Here is a 13626-nt window from a genome sequence, read left to right on the forward strand (position 1 = left end):
TGGTGTACTTAAATGTTTTAAACCTATGTCTGGGTTTGATGTTGCATTTACGATACATGAATACTGGGCTTAGATTGTGCGCTAGTTTTGCTAATTCTCAAACATTCTTCATAAAAAGCTTTCTTAAGAAAGTTCAGCTCTACTAAAGGGTACTCATTACATTCATCAACTAATTCTTTAGCCCATTCATCGTAGGTTAAGTCTTTATTTTGCTTAATTCTCGCATTATGAATTCCACTACTAAATTTATCGTACCACTTTTGGCCTGAGAACTGCCCCAAAAGCTTTGCCTTATATCTTTCTTCAATACCGAAAGTTTCCATCCAACTTTTTACTTCATCCTCTCTTTTGCTACAGGTCGCTTTTATTGATATCTCACTGTTTTTAAGCTTTTTAGAAAAAGGCTTTGTTAATGAAATCTCTAGTCCAATTTGCCATTTGCTTTTAGAATAAGGGTAAAAAGCCTTTCGCCTTACAGCTGCTACACGTTTACTAGACTTTGTTAATATTATTATTCTTTCATGTTTATAAGTTGAATTACACTCATCACACATGATTGCTAGATTCTGAAAGTTAATTGAGCTGAATGGGTACTTTCCTTTAGGGATTAGATGATCATATGCTTCAAGTTTGGAATGGTCATTACCCTTTATTGGATTCATGCCACAGAATGGGCATAAGCCTTCATGACCGCCAAAATTAATATTAAAGAACTCCTTGTAATGGCTCTTTTTAATTTTATTAAAATCTCCGAAATCCTTTAAAAGGAAAGGAGAATTATTACCATAGAGTCTTTTATAAAATTTTTTAAGCTCTATAGATAAAGATGGATATAAAAGATCTAATGTTTTGTAAGAAATTGGCAGCTTATTAGTGTTTACAAATAAGCTATGTATATTATTATTTAATTTATACCAATGCCGTAACTGCTTTTTCTGAGCTTTACTAAGCTTTAAAAATTCGGCATAAATTTTTTCAATACTAAGATTAAACTGATATCCCCATTTTTCAGGATCCGTTAAATAATCAAAAGATTCATATATGTCTTTTAAATCCTGGCAACGGTCCAACTTCGTGCTATCAAATGGAGTCCTAGCTCTTGACCAAACTTTTAAGAAAAGGAAATTAGAGTACCTTTGAAATTTTAGTATCTCATGATTATGAACATACTTATATGTAAATAGCATCAGTTCTTTTCTCTCTTATCTATTAATTGGTTAATTAGGATAGTGCGTTCAACAGAGTCTCCGAGTGTTGTAAAAATTTCCTCTTTCAACCCTTCTAGATCCTCTCCATTTGCAATCCTCTTCTCGAACTCAATTACTTTTTCATTAGCCAAATCGCCAATTGTATCAACTCTATTAAATAACTCAATAGTGATTAAATTTACTGAAGCTCCAAATGTGTTAAAGTTAGGTCTCTCTACTGTAGCAACTTTAGTGTGTTCATTCTTTTTGAATAATAAAACATTTTCTTGATGGCAATCAGATACAATGAATGGAGAGTGAGAGGTAATAAGTAACTCACAAACATTTGTTTTGTTAGGCTGTGCCAAGCAATCTCTTAAGGTGGAAATAAACTTCGCTCGCCAATCTGGATTAAAATGTGTTTCAGGTTCATCTAAGAGGAAGAGAGAATTTGTATTTCTAAAAAGTAAACAGATACCCAATGCGTGTAAGTACTGATGCTCTCCATCTGATAATGATTTGCTCAATATATGCTCGCTTGTACCTTCCTTTTCAATAGTAAAATCTTTGAAACGCATGATACGTTTCTCAGATGCTAGTACAGGAACAGTCTCATTAACATAAAGACTACTAGAAAGGTATAGATCTTCTTTAGTTTTTCGATCTACATCATAAAGATTAAGCGTTAACAGAGTTTGAAAAGCTCTAAAAAGCTCAAATGGATCTTCATTAAAATGGGCTTGGAAAGCCTTCTTCATCTCACTATGACCGATCAATTCACCCAAGTCATTTTTAAGAATTTCTCCTCTTGAGTCACGTTTGTCAAGGTCGATAAAGTAATCAAGATAAAGTGTTTTGGTTGTAGCATCAAAGAACTGACTAGTTGCGCAACTAATCAATTTATCTATGACCTTATAATCTTTTGAAGTCTCATCTTTACGTTTTAGCTGTTCAGTCAATTCATAAAAGTCATTATACTGGTCTCCTAATGATTGTTCTTCAACTAAATTGCTTTCTTCAAAGCGATATTTTGGAATACTCTGGTTTTGATTGATAATTATTCTAAACTGCCTAATTGCTTTTATTCCTATAGCATCATAAATAGGTTTAAGTATCTTTTCATCCTGCATCAGGTAGTTAGTAAGAAAAACAGCTTGGCTATGTTGATTATCTAAATAGGTAAGCCGCCCTTCTGGTTGGGCGTAACCTGTCTCGTTTCTTAATGCATCCTCATATTCATCATATTGAATGAATCGCATTTTGAAAAAAGGAAGGCTTAGTATTTCATTTTCACCTGATGAATACGCAATTATGAACTGAGGTAAAAGTGCTTTTATAGTACTTCGTCCAGGAGGATTTTGAGCGCCAGGCTCATATAGATGTCTATTCACCCACTCAAAATTAGGTGACATGCCCACGACTTTGGTGATCTTAACATGTACCATGGCAGTAGTAGGCAAAGTACTACCAAAATATTTAGAGTTTTTTAAAGTGATATCACTTGTTAAAGGAATTAGATATTCAAGCTCAAAAGCGTCAGGTGTGCATTTCTCAGGAAAGAATCCATCTGTATGAAGTCCATTAAAGTTACCCTCTCCTTCAAAGCCCTCAGGTTTATAATCAAGATAGATGCATTCGATATGATAGAAGATAGCTGCTAAAGCTTCAAGTATGTTAGATTTGCCACTACCGTTTCTGCCTACTAGACAGTATGGCATAAAATCCTTCATTACTGCTTGGTCATCATAACGAAGAAAGTTTACTTCAAAACCTGCCTGCAGGCTTCTGAAATTGGTATTCAGTTTAAGCCTCAGCAGTTTCATTTACTATCAATTCCATTTTTTTAGTAGATGCATTAAATTGCTGGCGGATAAAAGCATCTTTTTCTGCCAGCCATTTGAAGACCATATTTGACACCTTATCATAACTCGGTATTGTCTCAAAAGGGAAACTAGTAATTTCCTCCCAAAGCTGATCAAAAGTAAAAGGCTCCTTAAACTTACCTTTTACTAAACGATACTTCACATACTCTTCCCAAAAAGGGATCTCTCCTCTTATTTTAAGCTCGACTTCTAGTTTCCCGATTTTATTTTCAATTTCTTTAGGGGCTCCTATTGCCCCCTGAAGTTTATGAAAATCTGCTAAGCTTTTATTTTTTTTATCAATGGCTATGTCTGTACTGCTTCTTTTAGATTCATTATTGGCTGTGCTTTCAATTGAATCCCTTTTAATGACTTCCAAATCTCCTCTAAGAGCTTTTGTGCTAAGAGAGTCAGATAACTCAATTAGAACTCTTCTATTATTTTTGTAAAGACTTTTTAATTTGTCAATTTTCTCTCCAATCTGTTCAAATTCATACTGTAGTTTTTGATCAGGAACAATCATCTGTATTCTACCAACAATGTTCAGATTTAAATTTTCCTGATTACCACCTCGTGCCAATGAACGAAGATGTGAATACGAATTTTTCAGGGCATGAAATAGAAAAAATTGGTTTATATTATTAGAAGGCAATATAGCAGCGCAAGCTTGATTTGTTGCAGAACTAATTTTTAAAATTCCTACATTACCACGTGTTTTGCCTTGCCCATACATGGCTAGCAAAACAGTATTTTCTGGATATACTTTACAGTTTGAATCTTTTATTGCTAATTCAGTTATTTTTTCTTGAGTATCATATATATATGAACCATCAACTTCAGTTGTTTTTGCCCAAGGAATTAATCCATTATAGTAGTCCAGTTCTCTTTTTCTGCTAGGCGTTCCTCCAGTACCTACCTTTGTTATTTTATTGATAGGCTTCTGAGGCCACCCCTTCTCATTTCTAACAGGATCACCGAACATCTCTAGAAATTTCATTCTTAAGAATTCATCAATCAGATCAATACTTTTTTCTCGCTTTTTTATAAGATACTGGGCTCTTTCTAAAACGTCAGCGATTCTTTCTTGATCAACCAAGGACGTTGGAACATGAAGCTTAAAAAGAGATAAATCATTCTTATTAAAACCAGCCTGAGCAGCCCTTGCGCCAATATTTAAAATAAAATGTTGAAAATTTTTACCACTTAAAACATAGTATAAAAAGCGCTTAGAAAGGAGCTTTTCATTTGGAATAGTCTTTATGATTGCAACATTATAAGCACCAGCTAATCCAGTTAAGATTTTCCCTACAGAGGCTCCATAACGACCAATTAATATATCATTCTTGTTACATTTATTAAGCTTCTTAGTATCCTTTACATATGCAATATGCTCTTCTTTCCCTTGAGTAAAGTCTCGAATTTGGAGCATACGCACGAAACCTTCTCTTGGCTCATCTATCCACTCTTCCTTTGGCGGTTGTGTTCCACCCTGAAAGTCACATATATCTGTTAAACGGTATTCTTTAGTTTCCATCATACAATCATGTCTTTCAAAGCTTTCAACTCAACCTGAATATTTTCTTCTAGTTTCTCAAGTTCTTCAAAGATCAAGACTGGCTCTATATAATTAATTTCGTCAAATACTTGATCACGGTATTTGCTCATACTTAAGTCGAAATTATTTTCTTCAATTTCCTTTTTGGGAACAAAGAAGTATTGTGCTGTTCTGTCAGTGTCAGTTTCAGGATTACGCTTTCTGTATTTTGCAACAATATCCTGTAAATCACCATAATCCCTTACTCCACCATTTTTAAATTTCTCAGTACGTCTATCATTAAGTTCGTAACCGTCATCCTTCATTTCGTAGAACCAAGTGTTCTCTGTTACACCTCCCTTGGTAAATATGAGTATAGATGTACTAACACCTGCATATGGTTTAAATACACCACTTGGCATCGTAATTACGGCATTCAAATCCGCTTCTTTAACTAACTTTTCTCGAAGTTGTACAAAGGCTTTACCTGCACCAAAAAGTACTCCTTGAGGTACAATAATAGCAGCCACACCACCCATTTTTAGCATGGTATAAATACGCTCAACAAAAAGCAATTCAGTTTTTGTGGTCTGAAGTTTTAAGCTTTCATTTATATCGCCTTTATCAATACTACCCGTAAATGGAGGATTCGCCAAGACAATATCAAACTGTGCCTCCTCATTATAAGATTTGCTAAGGGTGTCTTTATAATTAATATGCGGATTATCAATACCATGCATCATCAAGTTCATTAGACCTAGACGAACCATGGTAATATCTATATCATAGCCATAAAAGCTATCTTCCAGAATCTTCTTTACATCTTCTGTTAAAACAGCAGACAAAGTTCCTCTCTCAAACCCATCATTATCCTTAACCAACTTAGAAGGGTCTTTTTGACGTACTAAATTGGTTAAAACATATTGATATGCTCCTAATAAAAAGCCCCCCGTACCACAAGCTGGATCTGCTACTCGTTTTCCCAGTTTAGGCTCTACTAAATCAGCTATAAGCTTAATAATATGTCTTGGGGTTCTGAATTGACCATTTTTACCTGCAGTAGCAATCTCACTAAGCAACATTTCATAAACATCACCTTGAATATCCTGGAAAGAATGGCCTCCTTCATTAGCGTCTTTCTCTATCTCAAGAAAAATCTCTTCAATTTTCTTTATAGCCTCAACTAATAAAGATGGCTTTTCGATAATGAACACAGCATTAGCCATGTGCTGTGTAAATGGGGAAACGCTACCATTCAGTAATTTCAGGAAAGGAAAAACGTTATACCTGATATGTTCCAGCATTTTATCAGCTGGCATATATTTAAAAAAGCTCCAACGTAATTCTTCCTTAGATCTAGGTTTTTTAGCTTCTTCTAAAGCTTCTCTTAACTGATCAACTTCATGTTCCCAGAATGTTCCTGCTTTCTTTTTGTCAAATTCAAATTTAGTCTCATCAACATAAGGTATATATGTTCCACTAAAACGTGACTCATAGGCCTCTCCTGTCCATTCAGCATCACGAATTCTTTTGGAATCCATATCATCTAATCGCTTCATGAAAAGCAAATAGGTAATTTGCTCTATCGCCGTCAAAGGATTACTGATACCCCCGCTCCAAAATGTATTCCAAAGACTGTTTATGTGTGATTTAAGTGTAGCGTTATTCTGTAACATTATGCTGCTAAAAGTTTATGCGTTATATTAAGTATTTCATCAATTTCATTTGGATTGAAAATCCCTCTGATACCTTCAGGATGAATCATAGTGAAAGGTGCTTCAATTAGATTGCGTTTTTGCAGTTCACCTCTTTCAATGATATAGTTTTTGAGCAAGTCCAAAAATTGGAGTTGCCGACTACTTAAATAGCTGTGTGTAGTAATAAAATCAGTAAATACTTTAGCAACTGTTTCAGGAAAAGATTCCAGAATTTCAATTCCCAAAATGTGCTTAATAAACTGCACTAGTTGAGCTTTTCGATGATTATACACTCTCCTCAAAAGGTCAACAGTAATATTTGGATGTTCTTCGTAAAGCTCTACTGCTAATTGCTGAGCTTCTTCTTCAGTAATTTGATCACCACTTCTAATCTTAATCAAAAGCGGGTTAATTTCTTTGAGCTCATTAATTTTTTCTTCAACTAACTCTTTGTATCGGCTAATACTAACGGATTCATGCTGTGGACCAAATTCAATATATTCTTTCTGTGTGATAATATCCTGTAGGTTAAACCTTGCCATTCCTAGCGGAGCTACAGTTGATTCAATGTATCGCATCAGAGGAGCAAGCCTTTCAATTAGGATATCATACTTCTGCTCATCATTTGCCGCCCAATATTGATTCGTTTGAGCTATCCGGATTAGGTCGGCTTCTTTAGCTACAATGTTAATGGAAGTAGGTAGCTCGGCTATTATTTCAACTATACTATCTTTTAATGTCTCAAACTTGTCAGTTTCCTGACTTAGACGAGCCAAGGATACTTCTACAATATCCTTTTCAAAACGCATAGCTTTAAAATCCTTGTCAGAAATTGTTCTTAAAAGGGGCTTCACAACCGTTCTTAAAAAAACAATTTTATCACCACCTAAGTTATTCCAAAAGTTATCATCTTCTAGCCGCTGCAAATCACTTTTGGCATCCATTATCACAACAGAGTTTTGTGGTAGCTCTGCAATTTGCTTTCTTAGCTTGGTTATTTCTTTTTTAGAAATTTCAGATTCATTTAGTTCAATTGCCTTTTCAATCTTATCAAGCCGTAAACCAAAGAGCTTTACCGGAAGTGGAATCTGAGGCTTCAACTCTTTCCCTTTTGGATTTAATTTGAAGTACTCAAAGTTATCCCAACAATCCATAATGAGGAAAGCATCCTTCTCTGTACACCAAGGTTTTATTTTGGAGGGCTCTAATAAACGAGTGCCACGTCCGATCATCTGCCAAAACTTTGTGTATGAAAAAACAGGTTTGGCAAAAACGAGATTGACTATTTCTCTGACATCTATACCAGTGTCCAGCATGTCAACACTTATAGCGACTCTAGGCATATTATTGTGAGTGAATTGGTCAAGCAAGCCGCCCTTTCCATAAGCCCTGGGATCATCAGAAACGATGACTTTGGCTAATTCACCTTTATATTCTGGATAAAGGTTGTCAAAGATTTGCTCAATTTCTCTAGCATGCTTCTTCCCAACACAAAAGAAGATTGTTTTACCAGGAAGTACCCCGTTAGGATCCTTAATACAATCTTCCATGAAGGTTTTTACAATAAGGGCATTAGTCCCTCTATTGCTAACTGTTTTCTCTAATTCAGTTCCTTCATAATTAATCTCTTCAATTTCTTTTCCTTCTAGTATTAACTTCTTTTGGTCCTCTAAAGAAATAGTTCGCTTATTAATCCCTTCATCTTGGAATTTTGTTTTGATTTTCATTACCTGGAAATTACACAGGTAAGGAGGAATATTATTTACAGCTTCTTCGTATGAATAGGCATAGGTTGGCACCCCATCCTCACACTCAAAAAGCTCAAATGTATTATGATCAATAACATCCGTTGGGGTGGCTGTTAATCCTAGTGTGATAGTATTAAAGTAGTTTAGAATTTCTTGATATGTGTTGTAGATGCTTCTATGGCTCTCGTCTACCACAACTAAATCAAAAAAGTGAGGAGACAGAGTATTTTCTTTATCACGAATGATGTTCAACATGGTTGGGTATGTTGAGACATAAATTCGCCTGTCTCTCGCTATAGATTTCTCTCCAACTTTAGGCCACGTTGGTTCATTTGGTAAATGTTCCTTGAATGCATCCAACGTTTGGTCTCGTAATGCAACTCTGTCGACAAGAAAGAGTACTTTCTCAGCCCAACCAGCTCTCATCAAAGATTCAACCAAAGAAATACAAGTTCTTGTCTTTCCTGTTCCTGTCGCCATAACTAGGAGAAACTTACGCTTCCTTTTTTCAATAGCTTCTAATACCGAACGAATTGCACGTTGTTGATAGTCCCGTCCAGCAATTTTAGTATTGATAAATTCATTGGCTAAGGCTTTCCTGGATAGGCGAAGATTTTTGTATCGCTGTAAATCATCCTTTGTAGGAAAACCATGTACTTTCCTAGGTGGATAATTTTCTAAATCCCAAAAGAAGATTTCATGCCCATTTGTATAAAAACAGAAAGGCAAGTCACTTCCATGCTGATTCTTAATGTTATAGCAATATTGTTTAGCCTGCTCTCGCCCAATAGCTGCATCAACTGATGTTTTTTTAGCCTCAACTACTGCGAGTGGTTTGCCATTTTTTCCTAAAAGGACGTAGTCACTGAATTGATGTCCATTGTAAGGTGTCAAAGGTTCATTAACCTCATGTGGTAAACCAACATTTATATCATACTCAAGAATAACCTGGGTATAGTCATTGACATTCCAGCCGGCTTGTTTTAAGCGTTTGTCAATTATTTCTTTTCTGGTTTTTGCCTCATTCATAAAAAGCACACCTAAAGTATTAAGATCGTTCTTGAGTTATCATTAAATCTTAAGAGAAGCTATCTCTGGTAATGGCTTAACTTTCTTTTCTTTGATTAAAGTAGTTTATCAAGTACTCTTTTAAGTTCTTCTAACTTAGGCTTTATAATAGTCTCATGCTTTAGATAGTAATCATGTATAGCCTTTAACTTATTTCCATCTACAACTTGCTCATTTAAATTTGAGAGTGGTGCTTTTACCCCATTACTAGCTAAAAGAGAAGCTACAAAAAGAGTCGCAAGATCTATAGATCTATGAATTGGCATTTCTTCGCTTTGTCTACTCCACTTGTTACCTGTATGTCTCCAAACTTTCCCAGAAATATGGTTACCGTCATACTGAGCTTGACCAATTGATAAAGCTCTTGTATCGGTATGATGTGCGTGAGGCCCATCAATTTTGTCATAGTCATTGACAGCAACTATAGGTTTGTGTTGTAAGTGCTCAGGTGCATTCATTTTAGCTATACTAACAAAGAAAAGATCGTTAATTTGGAATTATCAAAATAATGAGGCTAAGGGCAGTTCATATTTCTTACAAGATAAAATATAGCATTTAGAATATTAAATAAAATATTGGATATTGTGAAGTTGTTGCAGTTATAACTTTGAAACAGAGCAACTAATTTTTTCTTAAGTCTCTCAACACAATTATAGATGCAAATTAGCCTTAGTGAGTTAGACTGATATAAAAGGGTTTTACACTCTACAAATATTATAAGAACTAGGACTGTATAGAACCATCATCAAAGATCAATGGAAATAAATCTTATACCAGGCAATTTAAATAATGCCAACATTAAAAACAGACTTAAACAAACTATTAGGGTAGCAGAGTCGATCCGAGGGTGCGTAGCATATTGGGTTATAAGACCTGATTTCTTAGGGCCTGCGTTTCACACTCTTTTAGGAAAAGAAGATTCCTTTTACTGTATTGATATACACAAGCCTACAGACATAATTAGCATTGATGATCATTACCATTTAGGTGCTACTACCTGTATTTACATCTTCGAAAAGCTAAGAGATCAAAAGACCACCCTCTGCTGCCTAAGACTCTGCTGCATGCTAAAATCATGCTATTTGATCTTCCTGATCAGAAGGCTGAAATCTGGATCGGAAGCCATAACTTAACCAACCGTGCCCTGAATGGAGGTAACATGGAGGCAAGCACTGTTATTAACTGTGATAGAGACTCACAATTATATAATCAGGTTAATGATTACTTGTATGAGATAAAGAATAAATATGAAGCTTATGATCCTAGTTTATTAGAGATATACCAATCTATTCAAAACGATAAAACTGAAGCTAATCAAGAAAGCGAATTAGTCTATACTATTCCCTTTATAGGAAATAACATAACAGAGTTACCCAATCAGACTGTTATGCTGCTGGGTGAGAATGCAGCTGATTTACAAAGTTTAGGATTAGGAAGAGTGAATCAAGATGTCTATATCAGAGCAGTAGACATCAAAAGTAATGAGGAAGTAGACTTTAAAGCCACTGTTATAAATAGTGGTCGGATCATCAATGCAGAGCCTAAGTCCTATAAGATGAGTTTCAGTGATCGCTTATATGCAATTCGAAAGGGGCCCTTTTTCCCATACCAGAGTAGAAGAAGCAAAGAACTTACAGCTACTGATCTTATAAAATTCTCCTATTATGCAAATATTGTTGTAGAGGCTCCATTGAAAGGGCATGAATTAAAACCTGTTAACTCACAGGGAAATAAACTTTGGCATTGGGAGAAAGAGGAGCCAGTACGTAGAAAAACGCATGGTTCATCTAGAAACTGGTGGGAATTACCTGAAGAAACTGAAGATGAGATAGTAGTTTATAGGGCAGTTATCAATAGCCAAGCAAAGCCTGACAATAATAAACAACAACCGGAGGAAACAAAGTATTCTTTGAAGGCAGCATTTAGCCGTCCAGAACGCGAAGAAATACTAAGCTTTTTCAATAAACACTTTGAGCTGCCATTCTTCGACACTGAACAAATTGGCCGTTTTCCTGAGCTTAAATTACCTGAAAAGGGATCTTATGAATTTGATGTCCTACTAAAAGACTTCAGAAGAGAGAGATTAGGCAGGAAAATGCGGCTTGTTAAAATAAAAAGGAGTCGGATATAAGTGCGTTAATACATTGCCTTTGTTATAGTAACAAGTCTAGCTATGATAAATAAAATAGAAGTAGAACCTGATGGTATCTGGAAAGCAGTTTGGAAGATTAATACTTATGAGGAATATTTATCTAAGATAGTACCTGAACTATTCATCAATGATAATGCTCCCCAGCAGGTAAAAGACGGCTTTGCACTAGCTTGGAAACTACTAAGGCAGGCCTACTTCGAATATCAGTTTATTGATGTTGCGCTAACACAATCTATTATTACGCTAGAGAGAGCTCTTAGGCTGAAGTATGACGAGCTAAACAATAAGCCAAAAAAGAATATAACTCTCCAGAAACTACTCAAGTGGTTTTTGCACAATGGCTACTTTGAGCCGACAAACCCTCAAATATATGATCAACTTCGACTTATCAGAAATGGTAAAGTTCATGACACAAATCACTCATTTGGAGGCATTGCTTTCTTATCCAAAGTGCTAACACCTTTGCAGCTTATAAATGATCTTTATGAGGACAAAGAACTTAGGAAAAAGAGGCAAGAAGAAAGAAAACAATTAACTCATCACTTCCAAGAGCAGCTAATTGATGGAGGTATACTACACTTCGGTAATCAAAAGCTAATTATCATGGGAGCTTGGGTAGCTTTTGTGAACAACAAAAGTTACCCAATAACTTTGACCGTTGTGGTTTTGCCTATTTTTGACCCTACCCCCTATCTAACAAATAAAACAAGTTCTTTCCTTCCAATTAAACTAACGCTTTATAATTATTATGTTGGCGGAGGAGACATACTTTTGGAAGGCATCAATATTGAAACTAACGAGTCTGTTAAACTGACAAGAATCATAGAGCAAATAAATATGGAGAAGTTTAACAGCTGGAAAGCAACTGCTGAGCCAATCATCAAAGAACCTTTCCACCTTGGACTCTCTGTAGACTCTGCAATTAGTGATCTATTTTTAAAGAGAAGGGAGTGTAATTTAAACTGTGTCATTTCCTTCTTCCCATTTACTGGCCCTGTTGGTGTACTGGTGTGAATCCTTACAGCAACAGGGCCAAACTTTTGAAGTGCGTCTCACTTCAAGTCCAGCTGCATCCTGTCCCCAAACCAGATCGAGAGCTGCTGGGCCGTCTGGCTCCAGTTGGCAAGTGGCATCACCCACTTTTTGCTGATGTTCTGGTGCGAGAGGTAAATCAGCTTCAGCAGGGCCATATCTGATGGGAAACCCCCCTTCGTTTTGGTCACCTTGCGCACCTGGCGGTGAAAGCCCTCGATGGTGTTGGTGGTATAGATCAGCTTTCTGATCGGCTCGGTGTACTTAAAGTACGTGCTCAGCTTGTCCCAGTTCCGTTGCCAGCTCTCGAGCACCTTGGGGTACTTTCTGCCCCACTTCTCCTCCAGTTCCAGCAGCCGGAGCTCAGCCAGTTCTTTTGACTCAGCCCGGTAGACCGGCTTTAGGTCCCGCATGAACTCTTTCTGATCCTTTGAGCCTACATACTTGATGCTATTGCGGATCTGGTGGACAATGCAGCTCTGCACCTCGGCCTGAGGGAAAACACTGCTGATGGCTTCGGCAAAGCCCTTGAGGTTATCGATGCAGGCGATGAGCATGTCGGCAACGCCCCGCTGCTGCAGGTCCGTGAGCACTGAGAGCCAGAAGGTAGCCCCCTCGCTTTCGGAGACGTACACGCCCAGCAGCTCCTTGTGGCCGTGGCGGTCAATGCCCAGGATGTTGTAGACGGCCTTGGAGACGGTGCGCCCTTCCTGCCGCACCTTGTAGTGCATGGCGTCCAGCCAGACGATGCAGTAGAGCCTATCCAGCGGCCGTGCCTGCCACTCCTTTACCTGGGGCACTATCTTCTCGGTGAGAGCGGCGAGCGTGTCGTGGGAAATGTCCATATCGTACATATCCTTAAGATGGGCCGAGATGTCGCGCAGGCTCATCCCCAAGCCGTACATGCTCAGGATGCGGGGCTCGAGGTTCTCGGCCAGCACCGTCTCCCTTTTTTTGATGATCTGCGGCTCGAAGCTGGCCGAGCGGTCGCGGGACGAGGCCACCTCAATGGTGCTGTCCGAGGTGCGGACCTGTTTGCTGACTTTGCCGTTGCGGCGGTTGCCTTGTTGGCGCTGCTCTTGCGACAGGTGCAGGTCCATCTCCGCGTCCAGGGCGGCCTCTAAGAAGTGTTTCAGCAAAGGACCAAGTGCTCCGTCTTTGCCGAAGGTGGGTTTGCCGCTCCGGAACTCCTCCAGGAACTGGCGCTTGATCTTGTCCAGATCCAGCTCGTTTTTCTCTTCCATGTTGACTGTGTTAAAGGTAATACTGCTAATCCTTTGACACATTTTATCTTACAGCCTCGCAGAGAAATCTACTCCATAAAGTTTAAGAGGTGTCTTGAACTT

At 37.5% G+C, this 13626-nt stretch carries 9 protein-coding genes; 2 read left to right on the plus strand and 7 right to left on the minus strand.

Going from position 1 to position 13626, the window contains the following annotated elements; genetic code table 11:
- Positions 1-47 precede the first annotated feature (47 nt).
- From FJM65_RS14620 to FJM65_RS14645, 6 genes are all read right to left on the minus strand, one after another.
- Positions 48-1187: a hypothetical protein gene (locus FJM65_RS14620; protein ID WP_140622288.1), complete on the minus strand. Its 1140-nt coding sequence runs from the start codon at positions 1185-1187 to the stop codon at positions 48-50.
- Positions 1187-3010, minus strand: coding sequence for a restriction system-associated AAA family ATPase (locus tag FJM65_RS14625; RefSeq protein ID WP_140622289.1), 1824 nt, complete (start codon positions 3008-3010; stop codon positions 1187-1189). Before FJM65_RS14625 ends, FJM65_RS14620 begins: the two co-directional genes overlap by 1 nt.
- Positions 2991-4586: a restriction endonuclease subunit S gene (locus FJM65_RS14630; RefSeq protein WP_140622290.1), complete on the minus strand. Its 1596-nt coding sequence runs from the start codon at positions 4584-4586 to the stop codon at positions 2991-2993. Before FJM65_RS14630 ends, FJM65_RS14625 begins: the two co-directional genes overlap by 20 nt.
- Entirely contained in the window at positions 4583-6259 is a 1677-nt protein-coding gene (locus FJM65_RS14635; protein ID WP_140622291.1) for a class I SAM-dependent DNA methyltransferase, read from the minus strand. The genes FJM65_RS14630 and FJM65_RS14635 overlap by 4 nt, the downstream gene beginning before the upstream one ends.
- A complete protein-coding gene (locus FJM65_RS14640; protein ID WP_140622292.1) occupies positions 6259-9057 on the minus strand; it encodes a type I restriction endonuclease subunit R in 2799 nt (932 codons plus the stop codon). Before FJM65_RS14640 ends, FJM65_RS14635 begins: the two co-directional genes overlap by 1 nt.
- A 95-nt stretch (positions 9058-9152) precedes the next feature.
- Positions 9153-9554, minus strand: a complete 402-nt coding sequence (locus FJM65_RS14645; protein ID WP_140622293.1) for a DUF6530 family protein — start codon at positions 9552-9554, stop codon at positions 9153-9155.
- A 617-nt stretch (positions 9555-10171) separates the two neighbouring features.
- Here FJM65_RS14645 and FJM65_RS14650 point away from each other — a divergent pair.
- Together FJM65_RS14650 and FJM65_RS14655 are read left to right on the plus strand one after the other, a co-directional pair.
- A complete protein-coding gene (locus tag FJM65_RS14650; protein ID WP_140622294.1) occupies positions 10172-11227 on the plus strand; it encodes a phospholipase D-like domain-containing protein in 1056 nt (351 codons plus the stop codon).
- A 42-nt stretch (positions 11228-11269) separates the two neighbouring features.
- The gene (locus FJM65_RS14655) at positions 11270-12262 is read left to right on the plus strand and encodes a hypothetical protein (protein WP_140622295.1); all 993 of its coding nucleotides are present in this window, start codon (positions 11270-11272) and stop codon (positions 12260-12262) included.
- Between the two features lie 38 nt (positions 12263-12300).
- On the opposite strand, the gene FJM65_RS14660 is transcribed toward FJM65_RS14655, so the two are convergent.
- Positions 12301-13524, minus strand: coding sequence for an IS256 family transposase (locus FJM65_RS14660; protein WP_140622296.1), 1224 nt, complete (start codon positions 13522-13524; stop codon positions 12301-12303).
- Positions 13525-13626: the final 102 nt, after the last annotated feature.

Origin of the sequence: Pontibacter mangrovi (assembly GCF_006385705.1) — a bacterium.
Taxonomy (GTDB): domain Bacteria; phylum Bacteroidota; class Bacteroidia; order Cytophagales; family Hymenobacteraceae; genus Pontibacter; species Pontibacter mangrovi.